The following is a 26,433-nucleotide window of genomic DNA, read 5'->3' as shown; positions in this document are numbered from 1 at the left end:
CCTCCGATAAAAATATCCGCCGTCGTTGTTCCATCCGGCCGGATAGTGTTAGGAAGGTCGGCTTAGCCGCGTGAGCGGCAGCCGTCCTTTCATTGCTGGATGGCAGGCATATTGAGGGTGCGGAGGGTTTAAAGATGGGCGGGTTGTCGGATTGGCTTGCGGATGCACAGCCGATCAATCGCAAGAATGCCGCGGAAGCGGTGTTTGAAGATATCCGCTCAGCGATTACCTCGGGGCAGATTGCAGTCGGCACGCGGCTGCCTTCCGAGGCGCATCTGGCACAAAGATATGGCGTTAGCCGGCCGATCATTCGCGAGGCGTTGCGATCTCTCCAGACTTTGGGGCTGACGCAGACCCGCACCGGAAGCGGCACCTATGTGATGACGCCGACGCCGCCTTCCGAGTTGAATTACGGCGCTTATTCCGCCCGCGATCTTATCGAGGCCCGTCCCTTCATCGAGGTCCCGGCCGCCGGATGGGCGGCGCTCAGGCGCACCGATGCCCAGTTGGAAATATTGCTGCACCTTTGTGACAGGATGGAAATTGAAGAGAGGCCGCACCCCTGGGTGCTGCTGGACGGGCAATTCCACTGTGCCATCGCGGAGGCTTCCGCCAATCGTCTCTTCGCCAAGGTGGTCGCCGATGCCCGCGAGGCTGTGTCCCAACAGTCAGAGATGGTCAATCTGATGGCGGGCCGTCGCGTTGCGTCGAATTACGAGCACCGCCGGATCGTCGAAGCAATCCGGCGGGGTTCAGCACCCGAGGCGCGCGAGGCGATGGAGCTTCACCTTGGGCAGGTGAAGCAGGTGGTGACGACGATCATTGGAGAAGATCGGGTTCGTCAACCGTAAGCGCCGGCAGGTTGGCGAGGTGCCGCGGGCTCAGCGCCCGCTGCAATTGCGCTTCCGTCAGATATCCGCGTTCCAGAACCACCTGCGGCACGGTGCGCCCGCTGGCGAGCGCCTCCTTGGCCACTTCCGTCGCTGCATAATAACCGATCAGCGGATTAAGCGCGGTGGCAAGGCCGATCGATTCTTCCACGCGCTGCGCCATAATGGTGGGATTGGCGACGATGCCGTCAACGCAGCGTTCCGCCAGTGTCCGGCAGGCGGCGCTGAGCTGGCTGATGCTCTGGGAAAGGGCGCGCACGATGATCGGTTCGAAGGCGTTCAGCTGCAGCTGCCCGGCTTCGGCGGCCATGGTGATGGTGATATCGTTGCCGATGACCGCATAGGCGACCTGATTGACGACTTCGGGAATGACCGGGTTGATCTTGCCCGGCATGATGCTGGAACCCGCCTGAACCGACGGCAGGGTGATTTCGCCGATGCCAGCACGCGGGCCGGAGGAGAGCAGGCGAAGGTCGTTGCAGGTTTTCGACAGCTTGACGGCCACGCGTTTCAACACGCCGGACAGATGCACGAATGCGCCGGGGTCCTGTGTCGCTTCAATAAGGTCTACCGCCGTCACCAGCGGCCGTCCGGTCAGCGCTGCCAGATGCTGGCAGGCAAGCGCCGCATAACCGCGCGGCGCATTAAGGCCGGTGCCGATGGCGGTGGCGCCGAGATTGATCTCGTGCAGCAGGGCCGCGGATTCGATCAGGCGGGCCTGATCTTCACCCAGCATCACCACGAAGGTGCGGAATTCCTGGCCGAGCGTCATCGGCACGGCGTCCTGCAATTGCGTGCGCCCGATCTTGATGAAGCCGGCAAATTCCTGCGCCTTGCGGTCAAAAGCGTCCTTCAGCACGCCCATGGAGGCTGCCAGATCGTCGATTGATTCGATCAGGCCGACATTAACCGCCGTCGGATAGGCGTCGTTGGTGGACTGGCTGAGATTGACATGGTCGTTGGGGTGAAGGCGGGCATAATCGCCTTTTTCGTGGCCAAGCAGTTCAAGCGCCCGGTTGGCGATGACCTCGTTGGCATTCATGTTGGTGGAGGTGCCGGCTCCGCCCTGGATTTCATCCACCACGAATTGCTCGTGCAGCGTGCCGGCGCGGATTTCGCGGCAGGCCGCAGCGATCGCCTCCATTCGCTCCGTGTCGAGCAGGCCGAGTTCGTGATTTGCGCGCGCCGCCGCCTCCTTCACATAGGCCAATCCCCTGACGAGATAGGGATTGTGGCCAATGGTTACCCCGGTGATCTGAAAGTTTTCCACGGCGCGTGCGGTGTGCACACCCCAATAGACATCAGCCGGAATATCCTTCGTTCCGAGCAAATCATGCTCCCTGCGCGTCACACTCACTTTTTCCTCCACTGGCTTTTAAGTGTTGCTATATCTGTAAAGCTGTCTTACAGATTTTTCGACCTTAATCTGGGCTGAGGAGAAGGTCAATCATATCGAATACCCTTGACGAACGGCATTATCTGCCATTATGAGGGGCGAAAATCTGTCATGCAGCTTTACAGCATGCATGAGCATGCTGGCCATGTTTCCAGCACGGACTGTGCCAGTTTCATTTTGATTTCCGGCTTATCGCCGACTAAAGCACTTTATCGGGAGGATAAATATCCATGCATTCTGGGAAAACGGCGCCTGCCGAACGTGAGGTCTTCGTCGAAGAGGAACTCGGTTACCACAAGGCCCTCAAGCCACGTCAGATCCAGATGATCGCCATTGGTGGCGCGATCGGCACCGGCCTGTTTCTTGGCGCCGGCGGCCGGCTGGCGCAGGCAGGTCCGGCGCTTGTGTTTGTTTATGCGCTCTGCGGCTTCTTCGCGTTTCTGGTGCTGCGTGCGCTCGGCGAGCTTATCATGCATCGCCCGAGCTCCGGTTCCTTCGTGTCCTATGCCCGTGAGTTCTACGGTGAGAAAATGGCCTTTGCCGCCGGCTGGATGTATTGGCTGAACTGGGCGATGACTTCGGTGGCGGATGTGACAGCCGTCGCCCTCTACATGAATTTCTTCAAGCAATATGTTCCGTGGCTGGTGGGCATCGACCAGTGGGTCTTCGCGATGACGGCGCTTCTGGTCGTGCTGGCGATGAACATGCTGTCGGTGAAGGTCTTTGGCGAGCTTGAATTCTGGTTCAGCCTGATCAAGGTTCTGGCGCTTGCCATTTTCCTCGTCGTCGGCGTTTATTTCGTCATCTTCGGCACGCCCATTGAGGGCCATGTCACCGGCTTCAGCCTCATTACGGACAATGGCGGCTTCTTCCCGAACGGCATTCTGCCGGCCTTCGTCATCATTCAGGGTGTCGTCTTCGCTTATGCCTCGATTGAGCTGATCGGCACGGCGGCAGGCGAAACAGAAGATCCGCGCAAGGTCATGCCCCGTGCCATCCGCGCGGTGGTTCTGCGCCTCGTGGTGTTTTACGTCGGCTCGGTGCTGCTGTTCACGCTGCTTTTGCCCTATACCGCCTACAAGGCGGGTGAGAGCCCCTTCGTCACCTTCTTCGGCTCCATCGGCGTAGAGGGCGCTGACGTGATCATGAACCTCGTGGTTCTGACCGCCGTGCTTTCCTCACTTAATGCCGGTCTTTATTCCACCGGCCGCATTCTGCACTCCATGGCCGTTTCCGGCTCGGCTCCGGCCGCACTTGCGAAGATGAACAAGGCCGGCGTGCCCTATGGCGGCATTGCGGTCACGGCCGTCGTCACCGTTCTCGGCGTGGCCTTGAACGCCGTCGTTCCCGCCTCCGCCTTCGAAATCGCCCTCAACCTCTCGGCGCTTGGTATCATCTGCGCATGGGCCGTCATCGTGCTCTGCCAGCTGAAGCTCTGGCAGCTTTCGCAGCGCGGCGAACTGGCGCGTCCGGATTTCCGCATGTTCGGCGCACCTTATACCGGCATTCTCACGCTCATCTTCCTGTTCGGCGTGCTGGTGTTGATGGCGTTCGATTATCCCGTCGGCTCCTGGACAATCGCTTCGCTGCTGGTCATCATTCCGGCGTTGGTGGTCGGCTGGTATCTGTTGCGCGACCGTATCCACCGTCTGGCGGCTGAACGTGCGGCCGGTGCAGGGGCGTCGCATTGAGCGGGCAGGGTGACACTCAACTGGTGGCGGTCATCGCCACCGGTGGCACCATCGCCAGCCGGCGTGGTGCCGATGGGGCCAGTACCCCCAGTCTTTCCGGCGAGGACCTGCTGGCGCTGGTTCCGCAGATCAGCGCCCGGCTGAAGCCGGTCGATCTGATGGCGAAGGATTCTTCCAGCCTGACATTGGCAGACATGCAGCGCATCAGCGATGCGGTAGGCCTGGAACTCAATGACCCCGCGGTGGCGGGCGTCGTGGTTCTGCATGGCACCGATGCCATGGAAGAATCCTCCCTGCTCGTCAATCTGCAGCACAGCCTCACCAAACCGGTGGTCTTCACCGGTGCGCAGTTTACGGCAGACCACCCGAATGCGGACGGACCCGTCAATCTGGCGCAGGCCATAGAAACCGCGCTCGATCGGCAGAACGTCCAAAAGGGCGTGCTTCTTTCCTTCGGCGGTCGCTGTCTGCCGGCCTGGGGGCTTTACAAGCTGAGTGCGGATGCGGCTGACGCCTTTCGCTCGGCGCGACCACTGGTTCAGGCCTCAGCGCCGAACCTTGCTGCGCCCGTCGCCGATATCAGGGTTGATATCGTCGCTATCCATCCCGGCTGCGACGCAACCCATATCGACGCGAGCCTGCAGGCGGGCGCTAGAGGTATCGTGCTCGCCGCGCTCGGTTCCGGTAACGCCAATCCTGATATTGCCGAGGCGGTGAAACGCTGCGCGGAACACGGCGTCCCTGTCGTCGTTTCCAGCCGCGTGCCGGAAGGCCGTCTTGTCGCAAGTTATGGCGGCGGCGGCGGCGGACATGACCTCGTCGCGGCCGGTGCCGTGCATTCTTCCACGCTTCGCCCGGGCCAGGCCCGCATTCTGCTGGCGGCGCTGCTGGCCAGCAAAAGCACCGCGGAAACCATTGTTTCCGCTTTTGGCGAGCCGCTCTCTCACTAAGGGATGGCAGCGGTGCCCGCGTCTGCGGGCATCGAAATTCCTATAGGATTCCTATTTTATTCCCTTTGAGGCCGTCTCGAACCTTTATGCGGTTCGGGTGCATTCTTCTGTTCGGGAAGGGATGGTGTTCCCTTCCTGAGCCAGAAAGAATGAAAAGCGACGTCCCACATGGCGGCGCTTTTCTTCCTGTCAGGCTCCTCGTGGAAAAAAGGAGTCCCATCATGATGGACCTTGTTCTGATCGGCGCAGCGACGGTGTTTTTCGCCCTCTGCTTTGCCTATACGCGCGCCTGCGACCGGCTTTAGACGGAGGCTGCGATGATATTCGACTATGTCCTCAGCGGTGCCGTCACCGTCTTTATCGCCGCCTATCTCACCTATGCTCTCATTCGCCCCGAACGCTTCTGATCGGGAAGCGGCGGCTATTGAAAGTCCAATACAATGACCCTCAATGGATGGTTTCAGATTCTGCTGTTTTGCGGGATCATTTTTGCGCTGGTGAAGCCGCTCGGCTTCTATATGGCGCGTGTCTTTAGTGGCGAGCGCACCCTGCTTTCGCCGGTTCTTGTGCCTGTCGAGCGCGGCCTCTATGCCCTTGCCGGAACAAGCGAGCGCGAAGAGCAGCACTGGACGACCTATGCGTTTTCCATGCTGCTCTTCAACCTTCTCGGTTTTGTCCTGCTTTATTCGCTGATGCGTTTTCAGGCCGTGCTGCCTTATAATCCGCAGGCAATGCCGGCCGTCGGGCCGGAACTGTCGTTCAACACGGCGGTCAGCTTCGTCACCAATACCAACTGGCAGAATTATGGCGGCGAAAGCACCATGTCTTATCTGACCCAGATGGCTGGTTTAACCGTTCAGAATTTCGTTTCCGGCGCCACGGGCATGGCAATCGCCATCGGTCTCATCCGCGCCTTTTCGCGCGCTTCAGGCAAGGCCATCGGCAATTTCTGGGTGGATATGATCCGTGCGACGCTCTACGTGCTTTTGCCCCTCTGCATCGTACTGACCCTTGTCTATGTGTGGCTCGGCGTGCCGCAGACGCTCGGCGCTTATGTCACGGCACAAACGCTCGAAGGTGCGCAGCAGACGATTGCGGTCGGGCCCGTCGCATCGCAGCTGGCGATCAAGATGCTCGGCACCAATGGCGGCGGTTTCTTCAACGCCAATTCGGCGCATCCGTTTGAAAACCCTGATGCCTTCTCCAACATGATCCAGATGGTGTCGATCTTCGCCATCGGTGCGGCCTTCACCAATGTCTTCGGGCGCATGGTGGGCAACCAGCGCCAGGGTTGGGCGATCCTTTCGGCCATGGGCGTGCTGTTCATCGCCGGCGTCGCCGTCACCTATTGGGCGGAAGCGGCCGGAAATCCGCTGATGCACGGCTTTGGTCTCGCGGGCGGCAATATGGAAGGCAAGGAAGTTCGCTTCGGTGTAGCGCTTTCATCGCTGTTTGCAGTCATCACGACAGCCGCGTCCTGCGGTGCGGTCAACGCCATGCATGGCAGCTTCACGGCGCTTGGTGGTTTAGTCCCGCTCATCAACATGCAATTGGGCGAAGTGATCGTCGGCGGTGTCGGCGCGGGTTTTTACGGCATCCTGCTGTTCATCATCATCGCCATCTTCGTGGCGGGTCTGATGGTTGGGCGCACACCGGAATATCTCGGCAAGAAGATCGAGGCCAAGGAAATGAAGATGGCAGTTCTGGCCATTCTCTGCCTGCCACTCGCCATGCTGGCTTTCACCGCCACGGCCACGGTCCTGCCATCGGCGGTGGCGTCGATCGGCACGGCCGGACCGCACGGCTTCTCCGAAATACTCTATGCCTACACTTCGGCAGCCGCCAATAACGGCTCGGCTTTCGGCGGTCTGACCGGCAATACCACCTGGTACAACATCACACTTGGTTTCGGCATGCTGATGGGGCGTTTTCTGGTGATCATTCCGGCGCTCGCCATCGCCGGCTCGCTGGTCACCAAGAAGACCGTTCCGGCATCGGCCGGCACCTTCCCAACGGATGGTCCGCTGTTTGTCGGTCTGCTTGTCGGCACGATCCTGATTGTCGGCGGCCTCACCTTCCTGCCTGCACTGGCTCTTGGTCCGGTCGCGGAACATCTGGTGATGGCGGCAGGTCAGGTCTTTTGAGGTGGTGCCATGACCAATGACATACCCCGACACCGACGCAACCTTCCTGTCCGCACTGGTGCTCCCGTCAAAAGGAGCGCCGGTCCCGGCGGCTGGTGCGCCTCCAATCTCATTCTTGCGATGATGGCGGCCCTGTTCGCCGCCGTCGTCGCTCTCGAAGTTCTCACGGGCTGATCGACCCTCATCGGTCGCCCTTATTCAAACGCTGGAGCCTCTTCATGAGCCAGTCCAAACAAGCGAGCATCCTCGATTCTCGCATTCTCGTTCCGGCCATCGCCGCCGCGTTCAAAAAACTCAACCCGCGCACGCTGGCGCGCAACCCGGTCATGTTCGTGGTGGCCTCGGTATCCGTGCTGACGACGGTGCTGTTCATTCGCGATCTCATCGTCGGCAGCGCCAATCTCGGCTTTTCTTTCCAGATCAATCTCTGGCTCTGGTTTACCGTGTTGTTCGCCAACTTCGCCGAAGCCGTCGCCGAGGGGCGCGGCAAGGCGCAGGCGGATTCGCTGCGCCGGACCCGCACCGAAACCCAGGCGAAGTTGCTGACCGGTGATGATCGTAGCCAGTACAAGATGGTGGCGGGCACAAGCCTGAAGGTCAACGATGTCGTGCTTGTCGAAGCCGGTGATATCATCCCGTCCGATGGTGAAGTCGTCGAAGGTGTGGCCTCCGTCAATGAGGCGGCGATAACAGGCGAATCCGCCCCCGTCATCCGCGAATCCGGTGGCGACCGCTCGGCTGTCACCGGTGGCACGCAGGTTCTGTCGGACTGGATAAGGGTGCGCATCACCGCTGCTGCCGGTTCCACCTTCCTCGACCGGATGATTTCGCTGGTGGAAGGTGCCGAGCGCCAGAAGACGCCGAATGAAATCGCGCTCAACATCCTGCTTGCGGGCATGACGCTGATCTTCGTTCTTGCCACCGCGACCATTCCAAGCTTCGCCGCCTATGCCGGCGGCTCCATCCCGATCATCGTGCTGGTGGCGCTGTTCGTCACGCTCATCCCCACCACCATCGGCGCTCTTTTGTCCGCCATCGGTATTGCCGGCATGGACAGGCTGGTGCGTTTCAACGTGCTTGCCATGTCCGGCCGCGCCGTCGAAGCGGCCGGTGACGTCGATACGCTGCTGCTGGACAAGACCGGCACGATTACGCTCGGCAACCGGCAGGCGACGGAGTTTCGGCCTATCGCCGGCGTTTCGGAGCAGGAACTTGCCGATGCCGCACAGCTCGCCTCGCTTGCCGATGAGACGCCGGAAGGCCGCTCCATCGTCGTTCTAGCCAAGGAAAAATACGGCATCCGCGCCCGCGACATGCAGAAGCTGCACGCTACCTTCGTGCCTTTCACCGCCCAGACCCGCATGAGCGGCGTGGATTTCGAAGGCGCCTCCATTCGCAAGGGTGCCGTTGATGCCGTTCTGGCTTATGTCGATGGCGGCGTTACGCAACATGGGAACGCGGCGTTGGCCGTCAAAACCGAAACCGATGCCACGCGTGGAATCCGCACGATTGCGGAAGAAATCGCCAAGGCTGGCGGCACGCCGCTTGCCGTGGTGCGGGATGGAAAGCTGCTCGGGGTCGTGCAGCTGAAGGATATCGTCAAGGGCGGCATTCGGGAGCGTTTCGCCGAGCTTCGCCGCATGGGCATCCGCACTGTCATGATCACCGGCGACAATCCGATGACGGCTGCTGCCATTGCGGCGGAAGCGGGCGTCGATGATTTCCTTGCCCAGGCAACGCCTGAAAACAAGCTGGAGCTGATCCGCGAGGAACAGGCCAAGGGCAAGCTCGTCGCCATGTGCGGCGACGGCACCAATGATGCGCCGGCGCTGGCGCAGGCCGATGTCGGCGTCGCCATGAACACCGGCACTGTGGCGGCCCGCGAGGCGGGCAATATGGTCGATCTCGACAGCGATCCGACCAAGCTCATCGAGATCGTCGAAATCGGCAAGCAGTTGCTGATGACACGCGGCGCATTGACGACCTTCTCCATCGCCAACGATATCGCCAAATATTTCGCCATCATCCCGGCGATGTTTCTGGTGCTCTATCCGCAGCTTGGCGTCCTGAACGTCATGGGGCTTTCAACACCGCAGAGCGCGATCTTGTCCGCCATCATCTTCAACGCGTTGATAATCATCGCGCTCATCCCGCTGTCGCTGAAGGGCGTCAAATACCGCCCGATCGGCGCCGGCGCGCTGCTGTCGCGCAATCTGGTCATTTATGGCCTCGGCGGCATCATCGTTCCCTTTATCGGCATCAAGGCCATCGACCTCGCCATTACGGCGCTTGGTCTAGCCTGAGGAGTAAGACAATGTTTAGACAGCTTCGTCCCGCACTGGTGCTGATCCTTGCCACCACCGCCATCACCGGCCTTGCCTATCCGCTGGGCATGACGGGTCTGGCGCAGGCGCTCTTTCCCTTTCAGGCCAATGGCAGCCTCATAGAAAAGAACGGCAGCGTGGTGGGTTCGCAATTGATCGGGCAGGCCTTCACCGGTGAGAAATATTTCCACGGCAGGCCCTCCGCTGCCGGTGACGGATATAATGCCGCCTCGTCTTCCGGCTCCAATCTCGGTCCGACCAGCGCCAAACTCATCGACCGGGTGAAGCAGGATTATGAGGCCGCGAAAGCCGAAAACCCGGCAGCCGAGGTGCCGGCCGATCTGGTGACGGCATCGGGCAGCGGTCTCGACCCGCATGTCACGCCTGAGGCCGTTTATTTCCAGATACCGCGTGTCGCAAAGGCAAGGGGCATGGATGAAAGCTCGTTGCGTGCCATCGTCGAGCGTCATGTCGAGGGACCGGAACTGGGCTTCATGGGCGAACCCGTCGTAAATGTGCTGGCGCTGAACATGGCTCTTGACGCAGCCGGCTCATGAACTGAAATGGCTATGGCTTCTTCGGAAGCCATAGCTTCGACCACTGGTGGGTTAAATGCCTGACGATATCAGCAATATGCCGAGCAGACCGTCGCCCGATGCGCTGCTGGAAAACGCCCGGCGCGAGGCGCGGGGCCGGCTGAAGATTTTTCTAGGCGCAGCCCCCGGCGTCGGCAAGACTTATGAAATGCTGATGTCCGGCCGTGCGAAACTTGCGGACGGCGTCGACACCATTATCGGCGTCGTGGAAACCCATGGCCGCCGCGAAACTGAAGCTCTGGTCGAAGGGCTGGAGGTGATCGCCCGCAGGCACATCGATTATCGCGGCCAGATGCTGGATGAGATGGATCTCGATGCGATACTCGCCCGCCGCCCCGCTCTGGTGCTGGTCGATGAGCTTGCCCATACCAATGCCGCCGGCAGCCGCCACCCCAAGCGCTATATGGATGTTCAGGAAATCCTCGCGCAGGGCATCGATGTCTATACGACGCTGAACATCCAGCATGTCGAAAGCCTGAACGATGTGGTGGCACAGATCACCCGCATCCGCGTGCGGGAAACAGTACCTGACAGCATCATCGACAGGGCCGACGACGTCGAAATCATCGATATCACCCCCGACGATCTGCTGAAACGCCTGCAGGATGGCAAAGTCTACATGCCCCGCACTGCGCGGCGCGCCATCGAGAATTATTTTTCCCGCGGCAACCTGACGGCGTTGCGTGAACTGGCGCTGCGACGCACCGCCCAGCGGGTGGACGAGCAATTGCTAAACCACATGCAGTCGCATGCCATTTCCGGACCATGGGCGGCGGGGGACAGGGTTCTGGTCTGCCTCGACCATGGCGGCAATGGCCCGGGTCTCGTGCGTTATGCCCGAAGGCAGGCGGATCGCCTGCGCGCGCCCTGGACGGCGCTGCATCTCGATACGCCGCGTTCGCAGCAATTATCGGAGGCGGAGAAGGACCGGCTGGCCGGCACCATGCGGCTTGCCGAGAAGCTGGGTGGCGAGACGGTAACCCTGCCGGCGCTTGATCTGACGCGCGAGATCATCGCCTATGCAAACGCCAATAATTTCACCCATATCATCATCGGCCGCCCTAAAAAGAACTGGTGGCAGCGCCTGTTCCAGCGCTCGCTGACCCATGAACTGATCGACCATGCGGGCGATATCAGCGTCCACGTCATTTCCGGCGACAAGGCGGCGGAAAAGCCGGTGCAGACGGTGAAGCAGGCGTCTCCGCGTCGTGGCAATCTGCTCAAGGCTTATCTCAGCAGCACGTTGCTGGTGGCGGTGGCTATCATTGTCGGCATCGGGCTGGACCAGATGCTCGATGTTCGAAATCTGGCGCTGGTCTTCCTGATGGCGGTTCTGGCCGCTGCCGTGCGCGGCGGGCTGGGGCCGGCGCTCTATGCTTCATTGCTTGGCGCCTTCGCCTTCAACTTCTTCTTTCTGGAGCCGCGCTACACGCTGACGGTGAGCGCACCGGACAGCGTCGTGGCGCTGCTGTTTTATTTCGGTGTGGCCTTGGTCGCCTCCAATCTGGCCGTCGCCGTGCAGCGGCAGGCGGCGTCGGCGCGGGCGAGGGCGCGAACCACCGAGGACCTCTATCTGTTTTCAAAAAAACTGGCAGGCACTAGCACACTGGATGATGTGTTGTGGGCAACCGCTTACCAGATGGCTTCTATGCTGAAGGTCCGGGTTGTTCTGCTGCTGCCGGAAAACAATACGATCACCGTCAAGGCGGGTTATCCGCCCGATGATACTTTGGCGGATGCCGATATCGCCGCCGCGCAATGGGCATGGGAGCATAACAGAGCCACGGGCCGCGGCGCGGATACGCTACCGGGTGCGAAGCGTCTTTATCTGCCATTGCGCACCGGCAGCGGCGCCATCGGCGTGGTGGGGCTGGATGATGACCGGGTCGGCCCGCTTTTGACACCGGAGCAGCAACGGCTCTTCGATGCGCTGGCCGATCAGGCGGCCCTTGCCGTCGAACGTATTCAGCTTGCCTCGGATGTCGACCAGGCAAGGCTTGCGGCGGAAACCGACCGGCTACGCACTGCTCTCCTCACCTCCATTTCCCATGACTTGAAAACACCACTTGCTGCCATTCTGGGTTCGGCCGGAACGCTAAAGGATTTTGCGGACGACATTCCGCCCGATGCGCGGACTGAGTTACTTTCGACAATCATTGAGGAGTCCGAGCGGCTTAACCGTTTCATCTCCAACCTGCTGGATATGACAAGAATTGGTTCAGGGGCGATGGAGCCAAATTACGGGCTGCATTTCGTCGGGGATATGGTCGGCACGGCGCTTTCGCGCGCGGCGAAAATCGTTGTCCGGCACGAGATCATTCTGGATATTCCCTCCGATCTGCCGATGCTGAAGGTCGATCCGGTGCTTTTCGAACAGGTGTTGTTTAATTTGATCGACAACGCGGCTAAATACGCGTCCGAACAGACGGCTATCGAGATCAGGGGGTGGCGGCAGGGCATGCATGTCTTCCTGTCCGTTGCGGACGAGGGGCCGGGCATTCCCCCTGATGATACGGAGCGGGTGTTCGACAGTTTCTACCGGGTGCGCAAGGCGGATCATGTGCAGGCCGGCACGGGTCTCGGGCTATCCATCTGCAAGGGTTTCATCGAGGCCATGGGCGGGTCGATCCGGGCGGAAAACAGGTCGGGTCGCCCAGGCGCGCAATTTACCATAAGCCTGCCAGCTCCCCCTGACGCACCCGTGCTAGATCATGATTAGGGCGCGATTTCAGAAGAGAATCATTCACGTGCTTCGTCGTGCCGCTAAAGGAGATCGGGAATGACCAATTCCGCCGTCCGCATTCTGATCGTCGACGATGAACCGCCGATCCGCAAGCTTTTGCGGGTGGGGCTGTCGACTCAAGGATATGCGGTGAGCGAGGCCATGAATGCGAAGGTGGCGATGGAGCTTGTCGGTGAGGACAAACCCGATCTCGTCGTTCTCGATCTCGGGTTGCCGGATATATCTGGACATGATCTCCTGGCGAAATGGCGTGGCGAAGGGCTGGCGCTGCCGGTGATCATTCTCTCCAGCCGCACGGATGAGGCGGGTATCGTCAAGGCGCTGGAACTAGGAGCGGATGATTACATCGCCAAGCCTTTCGGCATGAACGAGCTTGTCGCCCGCATCCGCGTCGCCCTGCGCCACCGCCTGCAGAGCCAGGGGGAAAGGCCGGTATTTCGAACCGGTGACCTTTCGGTCGATCTCGTCCGGCGCATCGTCAAGGTGGAGGACCGTGAGGTGAAACTCTCGCCCAAGGAGTATGATATTCTGCGGGTTCTGGTGCAACATGCGGGCAAGGTGCTGACGCACCGATTTTTGCTTGAGCATGCGTGGGACGAGTTGACCGACGTCCAATATTTGCGGGTCTATGTGCGCCAGCTTCGCCAGAAGATCGAAAAAATTCCGGACCAGCCCCGCTATATCCTGACGGAAACCGGTGTCGGTTACCGGCTTCAGGAGGTTTGAGGGCGCCGTTATGGGACGCCCTCAAATGTTGTGTTAGACAGAAGCGCAGATCGACAGGAATTCGTCCACGTCGGCCTCGGTCGTCGCAAAGCTGGTGACCATGCGGATCAGCAATTCGTCCTTGCCGACCTTTTCCGGCATGTCGCGCGGCTCCAGCCAGTCATAGAACTTCGCACCCTTGGCCGTTGCGGCTTCGGCGGCGGCCTTCGGCAGAATGGCGAACACTTCGTTGGCCTGTGTCGGCCAGGCGAGGCGGGCGCTGTTGAGCGAGCCGAAGCCGGCGCGTAACCGGTTGGCCATGGCATTGGCGTGGCCGGCGAGACCAAGCCACAGATCGTCCTGCAGATAGGCTTCGAATTGTGCGGCGATGAAACGCGATTTCGAAAAAAGCTGGGCGGTGCGCTTGCGCAGGAAGGAGAAGTCCCGGGCGAGCGAAGGATCGAAAAACACGATCGCTTCCGCACACCAGCAGCCGTTTTTCGTGCCGCCGAAAGATAGCACGTCGACGCCGCGTTTCCAGGTCATTTCGGCCGGCGTGGTGTCGAGTGCGGCAAGCGCATTGGCAAACCGCGCGCCATCCATGTGCAGTGGCAGACCGTTGTCTTTGGCGATCCTGGCGATGGCGTCGATTTCATCGAGCGTATAGACCGTGCCGGCCTCGGTTGCCTGCGTCATGGTGATGGCGGCGGCGCGGCCATGGTGAACGGCGTCTTGCGGATAACGCGCGATGCGTTCGATCAGGTTTTCCGGCAACATCTTGCCATCAGGCCCTTCAACGGCGACCATGCGCATGCCGCTGAAGAAATCAGGCGCGCCGCATTCGTCTTCGATCACATGGGCTTCCGAATGACAGAAAGTCAGGCCGCCGGGGCGGGCGATGCTGGCCAGCGAAAGCGAGTTGGCCGCCGTGCCGGTGGCGACGAAAAACACCGCGACCTCGCGCTCGAATATCTCGTTGAAGCGTTTTTCGATGGAGAGATCGAGTTCGCTGGTGCCGTAAGCAGCGGCAAAGCGGGTGGATTCCCGCGAAAGCCGTTCGTTGACGGCCGGATGGGCGCCAGCCCAATTGTCTGAAGCAAAAAACATCTCTGAAGGCTTTCCGATAGCTGAGTGTCTGTTTTGGGGCTGCGTGAAGCGATGACGGGGAAAGTTCTAGGACCTAACCTTGCGATTGGCAAATCCGGTAATGAAAGCAATAGCTCGGCCCATTTTGTGACAAGAAAGTTTCGCGCAATAGGTCAGTATCGAAACTTCACTGCAAAATGACCGTCCGACTAATTGGATTCGCACCCTTGCCAATTCCGCCGGTTTCTGCCAAAATCCTCGTGAATTGAGACAGCTTTGCTGTCCTAAATTTGCTCGAACCGGGTTGAGTGCGATTTTTGCGGGAAGCGAGAATTCGTGGTCGAGCCGGATCTTCGCATGAAACCATGCAAGTAATTTTGCAGGAGGGACAAAAATGACGCACAAGCCGCAGGCAGAGATCGCCGCCGCAACCCTGACCACAGACTGTCCCACCGCGGCCGTGGCCGCACCCGTTTCTGCGAAGGCGCGTTTCGCGGGCGGCCTGCCGGAAAAGCAGGGTCTTTATGATCCGGCCAATGAACATGACGCCTGCGGCGTTGGCTTTGTTGCCCATATGAAGGGCCAGAAGTCGCACCAGATCGTCAAGGACGGCCTGTTCATCCTCGAAAACCTGACGCATCGCGGCGCTGTCGGCGCCGATCCGCTGATGGGCGATGGTGCCGGCATTCTCGTGCAGATCCCCGACCGTTTCTTCCGCGAGGAAATGGCGGGCCAGGGCGTGACGCTGCCCAAGGCTGGCGAATATGCCGTCGGCCACATTTTCATGCCACGCGATCCGTCCCGCATCGAGCACTACAAGAAAGTCATCGTCGATGTAATCGGCGAAGAAGGGCAGCAGTTCCTCGGCTTTCGTGATGTGCCGGTTGACAATTCCTCGCTGTCCAAGGCCCCGGATATTGCCGGGACAGAACCGCACCATGTTCAGGTCTTCATCGGTGCCGGGCGCGATGCCGCGACCAATGCCGATTTCGAGCGCAAGCTGTTCCTGATCCGCAAGGTGCTGTCCAACCGCATCTATGACGAGGGCGGCGGCAAGGAGACGCAGGATTTCTATCCCGTGTCGCTCTCCTCCTCCACCATCGTTTATAAGGGCATGTTCCTCGCTTATCAGGTGGGTGCTTATTACAAGGATCTGGCCGATCCGCGTTTTGAATCCGCCGTCGCCCTCGTGCATCAGCGTTTCTCCACCAACACCTTCCCGTCGTGGAAGCTTGCGCACCCCTACCGCATGGTCGCCCATAACGGTGAGATCAACACGCTGCGCGGCAACGTCAACTGGATGGCGGCGCGTCAGGCATCCGTCTCGTCGGCGCTGTTCGGCGACGATATCTCCAAGCTCTGGCCGATCTCCTATGAAGGCCAGTCGGACACCGCCTGCTTCGACAACGCGCTGGAATTCCTCGTGCGCGGCGGTTACTCCATGGCCCATGCCGTGATGATGCTGATCCCGGAAGCCTGGTCCGGCAACCAGTCCATGTCGGCTGAACGCAAGGCATTCTACGAATATCACGCAGCACTGATGGAGCCGTGGGATGGCCCGGCCGCCGTTGCCTTCACCGATGGCAAGCAGATCGGCGCGACGCTTGATCGCAACGGCCTGCGCCCGGCACGTTATCTCGTCACCGATGATGACCGCATCATCATGGCGTCTGAAGCCGGCACGTTGCCGGTGCCGGAAGAGCGCATCGTCAAGAAGTGGCGTCTGCAGCCCGGCAAGATGCTGCTGATCGACATGGAAAAGGGTTCGATCATTTCCGACGAGGAAGTGAAGCATGAACTTGCCGCCAAGCACCCCTATCGCACCTGGCTCGACCGCACGCAGCTTATCCTTGAAGAGCTGAAGCCGGTAGAACCGCGCGCGCTGCGCCGCGACGTGTCGCTTCTCGACCGCCAACAGGCCTTCGGTTACACCAGCGAAGATACGAAGCTCCTGATGTCGCCGATGGCGACCACCGGTCAGGAAGCCATCGGCTCGATGGGCACGGATACGCCGATTTCGGCCATGTCGGACAAGTCGAAGCTGCTCTACACCTATTTCAAGCAGAACTTCGCGCAGGTGACGAACCCGCCGATCGACCCGATCCGTGAAGAGCTCGTCATGAGCCTCGTGTCCTTCATCGGTCCGCGCCCCAACATTCTCGATCACGAAGGTGCGGCCCGCGCCAAGCGTCTGGAAGTGCGCCAGCCGATCCTGACCAATGGCGATCTGGAAAAAATCCGCTCCATCGGCCACACGGAAGACCGCTTCGACACCAAGACGCTCGACTTCACCTATGATGTGGAACGTGGCGCGGAAGGCATGCCTGATATGCTGGACCGCCTGTGCGAGCGGGCTGAATCCGCCGTACGCGGCGGTTACAACATCATCGTGCTTTCCGACCGTCAGCTCGGCCCTGATCGCATCGCGATCCCCGCGCTGCTGGCAACGGCTGCCGTGCACCATCACCTGATCCGCAAGGGTCTGCGCACCTCGGTCGGCCTCGTCGTGGAAACCGGCGAACCGCGAGAAATCCACCATTTCTGTCTGCTGGCCGGTTATGGTGCCGAAGCGATCAACCCCTATCTCGCCTTCGATACGCTGCTCGACATGCACAAGCACGGGGCCTTCCCGAAGGAAGTGTCCGACGACGAAGTCGTTTATCGCTACATCAAGGCGGTTGGTAAGGGCATTCTCAAGGTCATGTCCAAGATGGGCATTTCCACCTACCAGTCCTATTGCGGCGCGCAGATCTTCGACGCTGTCGGCCTGTCTTCGCAATTCGTCGAGCAATATTTTTTCGGCACTGCCACCTCCATCGAAGGTGTGGGCCTGACGGAAATCGCCGAAGAAACCGTAACGCGCCATACCGCGGCTTTCGGCAAGGATCCGATCCTTGCCAATACGCTCGATATCGGCGGCGAATACGCCTATCGCATGCGTGGCGAGAGCCACGCCTGGACGCCGGATGCCGTCGCTTCGCTGCAACATGCCGTGCGCGGCAACAGCCAGGATCGCTACCGCGAATTCGCCGGCATGGTGAATGATACGGCACTGCGCATGAACACCATTCGCGGCCTGTTCAACGTCAAGTCAGCGGAAGCGCTCGGCCGCAAGCCGGTCTCCATCGATGACGTCGAACCGGCAGCCGATATCGTCAAGCGATTCTCGACCGGCGCCATGTCCTTCGGCTCCATCAGCCGTGAGGCGCATGCGACGCTGGCCGTTGCCATGAACCGCATCGGTGGCAAGTCCAATACCGGCGAAGGCGGCGAGGAATCCGACCGCTACCTGCCGTTGCTCAACGGCAAGCCAAACCCCGAACGCTCGGCCATCAAGCAGATTGCGTCGGGCCGCTTTGGTGTGACGACGGAATATCTCGTCAATGCCGATATGTTGCAGATCAAGGTGGCACAGGGTGCAAAGCCCGGCGAAGGCGGACAGCTACCCGGCCACAAGGTGGATGCAACCGTTGCCAAGACCCGTCACTCCACGCCGGGCGTCGGCCTCATTTCACCACCTCCGCATCATGATATCTATTCCATCGAAGATCTGGCGCAGCTGATCTACGACCTGAAGAACGTCAACCCGGAAGCCGATGTTTCAGTGAAGCTGGTGTCGGAAGTCGGCGTCGGTACGGTTGCCGCCGGCGTTGCCAAGGCCCGCGCCGACCACATCACCGTTTCCGGTTTTGATGGCGGCACCGGCGCTTCGCCGCTCACCTCGCTCAAGCATGCCGGCAGCCCTTGGGAAATCGGCCTTGCCGAAACCCAGCAGACGCTGGTGCTGAACGGCCTTCGCTCACGCGTCGCGCTGCAGGTGGATGGTGGCCTTAAGACGGGCCGCGACGTCATCATCGGCGCTCTGCTCGGTGCGGACGAATTCGGCTTTGCCACAGCGCCGCTGATTGCAGCGGGCTGCATCATGATGCGCAAGTGCCACCTCAACACCTGCCCTGTGGGCGTTGCGACGCAGGACCCGGTTCTGCGCAAGCGTTTCAAGGGCACGCCGGAACACGTCATCAACTATTTCTTCTTCGTAGCTGAAGAAGTGCGCGAAATCCTTGCCTCGCTTGGCGTTACCAGGCTGGACGAAATCATCGGCGCTTCCGAACTGCTTGAGAAGGATGAGATGCTGGCGCACTGGAAGGCCAAGGGGCTGGATTTCAGCCGCATCTTCCACAAGGTCGAGGCTCCCAAGGAGGCAACCTTCTGGACCGAGCGCCAGAAGCACCCGATCGACGACATTCTCGACCGCAAGCTGATCGAGAAGTCGCTGCCGTCGCTCGAAAACCGCGAGCCCGTGGTTTTCGAAGTGCCGATCAAGAACGTCGACCGCTCCGCCGGCGCGATGCTGTCGGGTGCGCTTGCCAAGCGCTGGGGCCACAAGGGCCTGAAGGACGATACGATCCACGTGACGCTGCGCGGCACGGCCGGCCAGTCCTTTGGTGCGTTCCTGGCACGCGGCATCACCTTCGATCTGGTGGGTGATGGCAACGACTATGTCGGCAAGGGTCTGTCGGGTGGCCGCATCATCGTGCGCCCGCCGGAGAACACCCGCATCGTCGCTGAGAACTCGATCATTGTCGGCAACACCGTGCTTTACGGCGCGATCACCGGCGAGTGCTATTTCCGCGGTGTCGCGGGTGAGCGTTTTGCGGTGCGCAACTCCGGCGCTGTCGCGGTTGTCGAAGGTGTGGGCGACCACGGCTGCGAATATATGACCGGCGGCATCGTCGTCGTTCTCGGTGAGACGGGCCGTAACTTCGCGGCCGGCATGTCCGGCGGCGTGGCCTATGTTCTCGATGAGACGGGCGATTTCGCCACCCGCTGCAACATGGCGATGGTCGAGCTGGAGCCGGTTCCGGAAGAGGACGACATGCTGGAGAAGCTGCACCATCACGGCGGCGACCTCATGCACAAGGGACGCGTGGACGTTTCCGAAGACATGACGCGCCACGATGAGGAGCGCCTCTACCAGCTGATCTCCAACCACTTCCACTACACGAACTCGTCGCGCGCCAAGGATATACTCGACCGCTGGAGCGAGTTCCGTCCGAAGTTCCGCAAGGTCATGCCGGTCGAATACCGTCGCGCACTTGAGGAAATGGAACGTATGCGCATGGGCGTGGCGGCGGAGTAATCCGCCGCGTGAAGATACTACACCAACTGGTCTCGCTGTTGATCGCGGTCGCCGTTCCCACGGCGATCTACTGGACGAGCGGCGAGATCGGATTTGAGTTCATCGTATTGGGGGCGGCTTTCGGTTTCGCCTACTGGTACTGGGGCCCGACAGGCGCTCCGCTTTGATGTGAGGACATAAACGTGGGCAAGGTAACAGGTTTTCTGGAAATCGACCGGCAGGTGGGCAAGTATCAGCCCGCATCGGATCGTATCCGCCATTTCCGCGAATTCACCATTCCGATGTCGGATGCCGAAGTGCAGAAGCAGTCGGCACGCTGCATGGACTGCGGCATTCCCTATTGTCATGGCCCGACGGGCTGTCCCGTGCACAACCAGATCCCCGACTGGAACGATCTGGTCTATAACAACAATTGGGAAGAGGCGATCCGCAACCTCCATTCCACCAACAACTTCCCGGAGTTTACCGGTCGCGTCTGTCCCGCGCCTTGCGAGGAAGCCTGCACGCTGAACCTCGAGGATGCGCCGGTCGCGATCAAGACCGTCGAGCAGGCGATTGCCGACAAGGCCTATGAGCTGGGTTTCATCGTACCGAAGCCGGCGACCATTCATACCGGCAAGAAGGTCGCCATCATCGGCTCCGGCCCTTCCGGCATGGCGGCTGCGCAGCAGCTTGGCCGCGCCGGTCACGAGGTTCATGTTTATGAGCGTGAATCGAAGGCCGGTGGCCTGCTGCGTTACGGCATTCCGGATTTCAAGATGGAGAAAAACTTCATCGACCGCCGCGTCGAGCAGATCAAGGGTGAAGGCGTCACCTTCCATTACGGCGTCAATGTCGGCGTCGATGTAACCGTCGAGGCGCTCCTGGCTGATCACGATGCGGTGCTTTATTGCGGCGGTTCGGAAACCCCGCGCCCTGCCGGCATCGGCGGTGCAGATCTGCATGGTGTCTACGACGCCATGCCCTATCTCGTGCAGCAGAACCGTCGTGTTGGCCGTGAGAACATCGACAGCGTCGGCTGGCCGGCCGATCCGATCCTCGCCGGCGGCAAGCATGTTGTCGTTGTCGGCGGCGGTGATACGGCGTCTGACTGCGTTGGCACCGCTTTCCGTCAGGGCGCGGTGAAAGTCACGCAGCTCGACATTCGTCCCATGCCGCCGGAAAAGGAAGACAAGCTGGCTGTCTGGCCCTTCTGGGCAACCAAGATGCGCACCTCTTCCTCTCAGGCCGAAGGTGCCATTCGCGAGTTCCAGGTGGCGACGCTTGAGTTCGTCGGTGAAGACGGCGTGTTGACCGGCGTGAAGTGCTGTCAGGTGGATGATCGTCGCAAGCCGATTGCCGGAACGGAATTCATCATCAAGGCTGATCTCGCTTTCATCGCCATTGGCTTCTCCGGTCCCTTCACTGACAGCGTGCTGAAGGAAATGAACGGCAAGCTGGCGCTCAATACAGACCGTCGCGGTTCCACCAATGTGATCGCCAATGAGACTGACTATAAAACCTCCGTCGATAAGCTTTGGGCGGCGGGTGACGTTCGCCGTGGCCAGTCGCTGGTGGTCTGGGCGATCCGCGAAGGCCGTCAGGCGGCACGTGCGATCGATGAAGCCTTGATGGGTGCAAGCCTATTGCCACGTTGAGCGGATCGATGTGCGCATAGGCCGCACAAAGAAAAACAAAAGGCCTGTTGTGAGAAACACAACAGGCCTTTCGTTCGACTGGACGACCAAAAATGCGATTGGGGTGTCGCATTCATGGGGACAGGCAAAATATCGTGCCTGTGAATTACACCGGCATTACGAGTTTTTCAAAAAGCAGCTTTTTACGAAAAACGGTGTGTCAGCAATAGGGGAGGCTGATGCGGAAACAAGCGCCCCCGGTCGATGAATCACTGATGGTGATTTCTCCGCCGTGGTAACGGATGATTTCCTGAACGAGGTTGAGACCAAGCCCGGTGCCGCGATCTTTCGGCCTCAAGCGGTGAAATGCATCAAACACCAGCTCCCTGTCCTCTTCTGGAATCCCGCTGCCTTCGTCGCATATGTCGATAACGCGGTTGGCGGCGACCTTTATGGTGATTGTTCCGCGATTGCCGCCATGTTCAATGGCGTTTTGCACGATATTCATGAGGGCGCGTTGCAATGAGGCGTCATCGGCCAAAGCAAGGATCGGTTCTTCTTCCGGCTCGAAGGAAAGCTCATACCCCTGGGAGATGGCGAGCGGCGCCATGTCAGCCACAACCGACCTGCACAGGCTGACAAGATCAAGCGGAATAAGCGGCGCTTTCTGTCCGCCCAGGCGCTGCAGATCGAGCAATTGTTCGGCCAGCACGGCGATGCGGCTGGCATCGGCCAATATCCTGCTCCGGGATGGGCCTTCCAGCAGTGTTTCGACACGGGTCTGGAGAATGGCGACGGGGGTTCGCAATTCATGGGCCGCGTCAAGAATGAAGCGCTTGTGCCGCTCGTAACCATCGTCCAGCCGCTTCAGCGCGCCGTTGACGGCATGCACCAGTGGCTGCACTTCTCTTGGAATATCGCCATCCGGCAATCGATATCCGCGTTTGTCGATGTCGATGGTCTCCGCTGTGCGTGCAATGGCGGAGAGGGCGAGAAATTCCCTGCGGATGATCCAGGGAATGGTCACGATCGTTACAATCGACATGAGAATGAGGATCGGCATGATCAATATGTTGGAAAACAGCAGCACAGGGAATGTCATGCTGAACGGTCCGCCTTTGCCGATCATCGCAAATTCGCCCACTGGCCCGGAAACGCGGCGAACGACGGCGATACGTACGACGGCGAGATAGGAATAGGACAATGCCGCATCGCGTATATCGGAGAGCTTAACGTCGCTCAGCTGCTGATCCATGTTGCTGAATGCTTCTGGCACTTGCCCGCCCTGCACGATCTCCCCTGTTTCGCTGACGGCGACGAACCAGAAATCGGGTGTGTTGCTGCGCAACTGCACGAATTCACTCGTTTCCTTGAGGACCAGCCGGCCATCCTTGTCCCGCACCAGCGCATTGGCGGTAATCTGGGCTGCCTGTGGGCTGAGCAGTGCACTGCCCCCGCCGCCGGTGGACAGATAGGCGACGAAGCCGGCGCTGACGATGAAGAGGCTGCCGATCTGGAACAGCAGCAATTGAATGGTCAGGCGGCGTTTGAGCGATTTCCTCTTGGCCGGTTTCATGATGTCGCCCTCAAAAGATAACCGACGCCGCGAATGCCATGGACCTCCACCCCCGCATCGGCGGCCAGCAATTTGCGGCGCAAACGGGAAATGTGGGAATCGAGGGCGTTAGACTGGATTTCATCATCGAAATTATAGACGGCTTCCTCCAGCAGCGAACGCAGCACCGTTCGGCCCTGTCGCCGCAACAGCGCTTCAAGGATGAGCAGTTCCCGCCTGGTCAGGGCAAGAAACTCGCCCGCAATGCGGACTTCACGGGTTTCGAAGCAAAATTCCAGCTTACCCAGCTTCGCCGTCATCGTCACGGCGCTGGCGGGTCGTCGCATCAGGGCGCGGATGCGGGCGAGAAGCTCTTCGACGGCGAAGGGCTTGGCCAGATAGTCATCCGCACCGAGGTTCAGGCCCTTCACGCGGTCGGCAAGCGCACCCTGCGCCGTCAATACGATCACCGGCGGGGTGACGGGCAAGAGGCGCAGATCTTCTATAAGCTGGATACCGTCTCCATCGGGCAATTGCCGGTCGAGCACGACAAGATCGTGGACACCATCCATGATGGCATGACGGGCAAGATCCAGCGTGCCGACATTATCCACGATGATATCGAACCGGTGGAGCGCGGCGGACAGGGCTGCTGCCATTTCGCGTTCGTCTTCAACTAGCAGCAGGCGCATGAATTGGTCCCGGCAAAATCTTGACGCGGCTCCCGCGGGCCGTGCATGAAGTAAAAATGACAGCTTTTTGGTGGTAACGAAGAAATATCGCCATACAAAATGCGGCTACAGGCCGCATCTCTGTAAAACTTCAGTTATCTTGCCATTTTCGCATTGCCTAAACATTACGCCCGCTTGCGTTTGTAATGCCGGTGCAGAAGCGCCTATTGTCGGGCTTGCACATTCTCCGGGACGACCCGATAGTCATCGATGCGGCCCGCCGGCGCATCGGCCATTTCGCCACGCTTTGTCAGCCGTTCACGCGGCGATTCCACCACCGAGACGCGTGTCGGCCCGGCTGCCAAAGGCGCATCGCCCAGCAGCTTGTCGCCGCCATCGAGATTGGGATCGGTGAGGCTGATCGGCTGCGTGCGCACCTGCCCCGCATCGATGCCAAGCGCCGGCAGCGAGGTGAGTGCTGGAAGATTGCTGCCATCCAGTTTCACGAGATCAGGGCCAGCGCTGTCGAGGTGCCGGCGCACGAATTTCTCGACGTAGAAGGCGAGCTTGCGCTTGCCGGCCTGCGTCATACCGATGCCATCAGCCTCGCGCAGACGGGCCTGCTGGCCGTTCATATCATATCCGGTGATGACGAATTTTCCGCCCTCATCGACGAAGCCGTCCCACACATCCACGAATTCGCCGCCATATTTTTCGACATGGTTGCGGTAGAGCCGGTTGAAGCCGACGAGATCGGCTGTGAGCGAGGGGGACTGGAAGGCGGGCAGGCCAACCCAGAGCAGCGGCACTTTCGGGCGGCCGGCAAGGGTCAGAAGTTCATCGATCCGCCGTTCATATTCCTTGAACCAGACATCGGTGCCGAATTTTTCCCTGATATCGCCGATCTGCATTTGCTGGCGATCGTTCGAGCCCATCATGATGACGATGGTGGCCGGATTGGTCTCGCTTATGAATTGCGGCAGGTTGGAAAACCAGTCGTAATAATCCGTGCGGACGAGACCGGAAGAACCATTCGCACGCACATCGACGGCAATTGCCGGTGAACTGGCAAAGGCATTGACCAGCTCTTCCCCCATGCCGCCGGCCAGGAAGTCACCGATAACCAGAACGCGCCTTGCGTTTTCAAGCTTGGCGGCTGGCTCCGGCTTTGCGGTTCGCATTTGAACCACCGAAGGTGCCTTTCGGGCGGGTTGCGGGCGGGTAACCGATCTTTCGCGCGGGGCAGAGGGGAAATCCCGCCGGTTGCGGGGCTGGTATTCACGCCCGGATCCGCCATCGCGACCAACCGGCCTGCCGAACAGCATTTCAAACAGGGTGCGCCGCTGTTCCTGGGCAAAGGTCTGGGATGGAACGAGCGGCACGCAAAGGGCAGCAGAAAGAATGATGGCGCAGATGCGCCATCCGGTCTTTCCGCTATTCACCGCAGGTTTCCTATTCATAACATCGACCTTTCCGGATGCTTCGGCGGTGGTGAACCCCCGCCGAATTCGCCGGCATATTATCAATTGCGCAGGGCTCTCAGCAATCTCTGCGACGGCTGGCCGTCATTTTCCATGCCCATACGCGACTGGATGGCGCTGATGGCGGCTTTCGAACCGGAGCCGAAATTACCATCGATCTCGCCATCATAATAACCGAGTTCCTTCATGCGGGTCTGGAGCTCGAATTTTTCGCGAATGTCGAGCGTGCCATCCGGGCGCGGCCATTTCTGCTGCATGCCGCCATAACCGGCGATTTCATCCGCGAGCAGGCCGACGGCCAGCGCATAGCTGTCCGACGCGTTGTATTTCTTGATGGTGAAGAAGTTCTTCATCATCAGGAAGCCAGGACCGTTTGCGCCACCCTGCAATTTCAGCATGGCGCGATCAGAACCGCGGGTGAAATTCTTGCCGTTCGGGCGGGAAAAGCCGAGCTTTGTCCATTCCGAAATCGTCTTCGTCTGGCCTTCGTAACGCGCGCCGCCGCGCGGTACGGCGGTTTCATAACCCCAGGTCCGGCCGGGTTCCCAGCCGTTCTTGGAAAGCAGATTGGCGGCCGTCGCCAGCGCATCGGGAACCGAATGCCAGATGTCGCGCTTGCCGTTGCCGTCGGCATCCACCGCATAAAGCAGGTAGCTGGTCGGAATGAACTGGGTGTGGCCCATCGCGCCCGCCCACGAGCCCGTCAGCTGCTTCGGCGTGACATCGCCCGCCTGAAGGATTTTGAGCGCGGCGATCAACTGCGTGCGCGCGAACTTGCCGCGTTTGGGATCGGAATAGGCAAGCGTCGCCAGGGCCTGCGGAATATTGTGCAGCCGCTCCGGCTTTTCGAGAACCGCGCCGTAATTCGATTCCATCGACCAGATGGCGAGAATGATGTGCTTGTCGACATTGAAGTTGCGCTCGATCCAGTTGAGGGTCGTCGCATGCTTCATCTTCATCTCGCGGCCAATCCGCACCGTATAGGGGTTGACGCGGGAATCGAGATAATCCCAGACCTGGGTGGTGAATTCCGGCTGAAAGGTTGCCTTGCGCAGCGCATCCGGATCCGGTTCGCTGACGCCGGCGAAGGCCTTCTGATAGGTTGCCTTGCTGATGCCTTCTTTCGCGGCTGTTGCATAGAACTGGTTGATCCATTGTCTGAATCCGGCATCGGCATGGGCCGAAACGGGTGCCAGAGAAATCACCAGGCCTGCAACCATCATGCAGCCGAATTTGCGGACATCTGAAAGGATCATCTTTGTCATCGTCAGTCTTTCGTTCTCTCGAATGTCATTTCGATTGCGAAAACGCATCGGGCGTCGTCATGGATAACAAAAGAACGTCAACAAATTCTTTACCATTAATTGATGGTAGCGTCACCCTTTACAAAACGTTGTTATTTTTGAAATAACAACAGCGTGCGGGGATTGTGATCAAGTTTTATC

Annotated in this window: 18 protein-coding genes and 1 pseudogene; 13 read left to right on the top strand and 6 right to left on the bottom strand. The window is 59.9% G+C overall.

The window, feature by feature from the left end:
* Window positions 1-134 precede the first annotated feature (134 nt).
* Window positions 135-851, top strand: a complete 717-nt coding sequence (locus ACQZ5F_RS17390) for a FadR/GntR family transcriptional regulator (RefSeq protein ID WP_225338798.1) — start codon at window positions 135-137, stop codon at window positions 849-851.
* Here the strand turns inward: ACQZ5F_RS17390 and ACQZ5F_RS17385 are convergent.
* The gene (locus tag ACQZ5F_RS17385; RefSeq protein WP_225338797.1) at window positions 820-2,247 is read right to left on the bottom strand and encodes an aspartate ammonia-lyase; all 1,428 of its coding nucleotides are present in this window, start codon (window positions 2,245-2,247) and stop codon (window positions 820-822) included. The genes ACQZ5F_RS17390 and ACQZ5F_RS17385 overlap by 32 nt on opposite strands.
* A 269-nt stretch (window positions 2,248-2,516) precedes the next feature.
* On the opposite strand from ACQZ5F_RS17385, the gene ACQZ5F_RS17380 reads away from it, so the two are divergent.
* The 9 genes from ACQZ5F_RS17380 to ACQZ5F_RS17340 all read left to right on the top strand — a co-directional run bounded on the left by ACQZ5F_RS17380 (window position 2,517) and on the right by ACQZ5F_RS17340 (window position 13,460).
* Window positions 2,517-3,977, top strand: a complete 1,461-nt coding sequence (locus ACQZ5F_RS17380) for an amino acid permease (RefSeq protein WP_448730592.1) — start codon at window positions 2,517-2,519, stop codon at window positions 3,975-3,977.
* Complete coding sequence (locus ACQZ5F_RS17375; protein ID WP_080842851.1) at window positions 3,974-4,927, top strand: asparaginase; 954 nt, start codon at window positions 3,974-3,976, stop codon at window positions 4,925-4,927. Before ACQZ5F_RS17380 ends, ACQZ5F_RS17375 begins: the two co-directional genes overlap by 4 nt.
* A gap of 317 nt (window positions 4,928-5,244) precedes the next feature.
* Window positions 5,245-5,334 (top strand): K(+)-transporting ATPase subunit F, encoded by a 90-nt coding sequence (gene kdpF / locus ACQZ5F_RS17370; RefSeq protein ID WP_035226808.1) that lies wholly within the window; start codon window positions 5,245-5,247, stop codon window positions 5,332-5,334.
* A 33-nt stretch (window positions 5,335-5,367) separates the two neighbouring features.
* Entirely contained in the window at window positions 5,368-7,071 is a 1,704-nt protein-coding gene (gene kdpA, locus ACQZ5F_RS17365; RefSeq protein WP_137086995.1) for a potassium-transporting ATPase subunit KdpA, read from the top strand.
* Between the two features lie 9 nt (window positions 7,072-7,080).
* A complete protein-coding gene (locus ACQZ5F_RS17360; RefSeq protein ID WP_175414610.1) occupies window positions 7,081-7,245 on the top strand; it encodes a hypothetical protein in 165 nt (54 codons plus the stop codon).
* A 44-nt stretch (window positions 7,246-7,289) separates the two neighbouring features.
* Window positions 7,290-9,374, top strand: coding sequence for a potassium-transporting ATPase subunit KdpB (gene kdpB / locus ACQZ5F_RS17355; protein WP_225244066.1), 2,085 nt, complete (start codon window positions 7,290-7,292; stop codon window positions 9,372-9,374).
* An 11-nt stretch (window positions 9,375-9,385) separates the two neighbouring features.
* Window positions 9,386-9,952, top strand: a complete 567-nt coding sequence (gene kdpC, locus ACQZ5F_RS17350; protein WP_225338795.1) for a potassium-transporting ATPase subunit KdpC — start codon at window positions 9,386-9,388, stop codon at window positions 9,950-9,952.
* Between the two features lie 55 nt (window positions 9,953-10,007).
* Window positions 10,008-12,710, top strand: a complete 2,703-nt coding sequence (locus tag ACQZ5F_RS17345) for a DUF4118 domain-containing protein (protein ID WP_225244067.1) — start codon at window positions 10,008-10,010, stop codon at window positions 12,708-12,710.
* 60 nt (window positions 12,711-12,770) lie between these two features.
* Window positions 12,771-13,460 carry a response regulator transcription factor gene (locus ACQZ5F_RS17340; RefSeq protein ID WP_448730593.1) on the top strand — a complete coding sequence of 230 codons (690 nt, stop codon included), beginning with the start codon at window positions 12,771-12,773 and terminating at the stop codon, window positions 13,458-13,460.
* A 33-nt stretch (window positions 13,461-13,493) separates the two neighbouring features.
* Here the strand turns inward: ACQZ5F_RS17340 and ACQZ5F_RS17335 are convergent, their stop codons facing one another.
* Window positions 13,494-14,546: a threonine aldolase family protein gene (locus tag ACQZ5F_RS17335; protein WP_046799954.1), complete on the bottom strand. Its 1,053-nt coding sequence runs from the start codon at window positions 14,544-14,546 to the stop codon at window positions 13,494-13,496.
* Between the two features lie 472 nt (window positions 14,547-15,018).
* Here ACQZ5F_RS17335 and gltB point away from each other — a divergent pair.
* The 3 genes and pseudogenes from gltB to ACQZ5F_RS17320 all read left to right on the top strand — a co-directional run.
* Window positions 15,019-19,665: pseudogene (gene gltB / locus ACQZ5F_RS17330) on the top strand (glutamate synthase large subunit); the annotation flags it as partial.
* An 8-nt stretch (window positions 19,666-19,673) separates the two neighbouring features.
* Complete coding sequence (locus ACQZ5F_RS17325) at window positions 19,674-19,832, top strand: hypothetical protein (RefSeq protein WP_156393940.1); 159 nt, start codon at window positions 19,674-19,676, stop codon at window positions 19,830-19,832.
* A gap of 15 nt (window positions 19,833-19,847) precedes the next feature.
* Window positions 19,848-21,302, top strand: coding sequence for a glutamate synthase subunit beta (locus ACQZ5F_RS17320; RefSeq protein WP_046799952.1), 1,455 nt, complete (start codon window positions 19,848-19,850; stop codon window positions 21,300-21,302).
* 199 nt (window positions 21,303-21,501) lie between these two features.
* Here the strand turns inward: ACQZ5F_RS17320 and ACQZ5F_RS17315 are convergent, their stop codons facing one another.
* From ACQZ5F_RS17315 to ACQZ5F_RS17300, 4 genes are all read right to left on the bottom strand, one after another.
* Window positions 21,502-22,857, bottom strand: a complete 1,356-nt coding sequence (locus ACQZ5F_RS17315; RefSeq protein WP_225338794.1) for a sensor histidine kinase — start codon at window positions 22,855-22,857, stop codon at window positions 21,502-21,504.
* Entirely contained in the window at window positions 22,854-23,528 is a 675-nt protein-coding gene (locus ACQZ5F_RS17310) for a response regulator transcription factor (protein WP_046799950.1), read from the bottom strand. The genes ACQZ5F_RS17315 and ACQZ5F_RS17310 overlap by 4 nt, the downstream gene beginning before the upstream one ends.
* Before the next feature lie 203 nt (window positions 23,529-23,731).
* A complete protein-coding gene (locus ACQZ5F_RS17305; protein WP_225338793.1) occupies window positions 23,732-24,967 on the bottom strand; it encodes an SGNH/GDSL hydrolase family protein in 1,236 nt (411 codons plus the stop codon).
* A gap of 62 nt (window positions 24,968-25,029) precedes the next feature.
* Window positions 25,030-26,253 carry a lytic murein transglycosylase gene (locus ACQZ5F_RS17300; protein WP_225338792.1) on the bottom strand — a complete coding sequence of 408 codons (1,224 nt, stop codon included), beginning with the start codon at window positions 26,251-26,253 and terminating at the stop codon, window positions 25,030-25,032.
* Window positions 26,254-26,433: the final 180 nt, after the last annotated feature.

It is taken from the genome of Agrobacterium sp. 22-210-1 (genome assembly GCF_053522525.1).
This window is presented reverse-complemented; position numbering and strand designations above follow the sequence as displayed.

Bases quoted from the DNA above. Each gene is read 5' to 3' on its own strand.
- ACQZ5F_RS17390 (WP_225338798.1), top strand. From the start codon at position 135: ATGGGCGGGTTGTCGGATTGGCTTGCGGATGCACAGCCGATCAATCGC.
- ACQZ5F_RS17380 (WP_448730592.1), top strand. From the start codon at position 2,517: ATGCATTCTGGGAAAACGGCGCCTGCCGAACGTGAGGTCTTCGTCGAA.
- kdpF (WP_035226808.1), top strand. From the start codon at position 5,245: ATGATATTCGACTATGTCCTCAGCGGTGCCGTCACCGTCTTTATCGCC.
- kdpA (WP_137086995.1), top strand. From the start codon at position 5,368: ATGACCCTCAATGGATGGTTTCAGATTCTGCTGTTTTGCGGGATCATT.
- ACQZ5F_RS17360 (WP_175414610.1), top strand. From the start codon at position 7,081: ATGACCAATGACATACCCCGACACCGACGCAACCTTCCTGTCCGCACT.
- kdpB (WP_225244066.1), top strand. From the start codon at position 7,290: ATGAGCCAGTCCAAACAAGCGAGCATCCTCGATTCTCGCATTCTCGTT.
- kdpC (WP_225338795.1), top strand. From the start codon at position 9,386: ATGTTTAGACAGCTTCGTCCCGCACTGGTGCTGATCCTTGCCACCACC.
- ACQZ5F_RS17345 (WP_225244067.1), top strand. From the start codon at position 10,008: ATGCCTGACGATATCAGCAATATGCCGAGCAGACCGTCGCCCGATGCG.
- ACQZ5F_RS17340 (WP_448730593.1), top strand. From the start codon at position 12,771: ATGACCAATTCCGCCGTCCGCATTCTGATCGTCGACGATGAACCGCCG.
- ACQZ5F_RS17335 (WP_046799954.1), bottom strand. From the start codon at position 14,546: ATGTTTTTTGCTTCAGACAATTGGGCTGGCGCCCATCCGGCCGTCAAC.
- ACQZ5F_RS17315 (WP_225338794.1), bottom strand. From the start codon at position 22,857: ATGAAACCGGCCAAGAGGAAATCGCTCAAACGCCGCCTGACCATTCAA.
- ACQZ5F_RS17310 (WP_046799950.1), bottom strand. From the start codon at position 23,528: ATGCGCCTGCTGCTAGTTGAAGACGAACGCGAAATGGCAGCAGCCCTG.
- ACQZ5F_RS17305 (WP_225338793.1), bottom strand. From the start codon at position 24,967: ATGAATAGGAAACCTGCGGTGAATAGCGGAAAGACCGGATGGCGCATC.
- ACQZ5F_RS17300 (WP_225338792.1), bottom strand. From the start codon at position 26,253: ATGACAAAGATGATCCTTTCAGATGTCCGCAAATTCGGCTGCATGATG.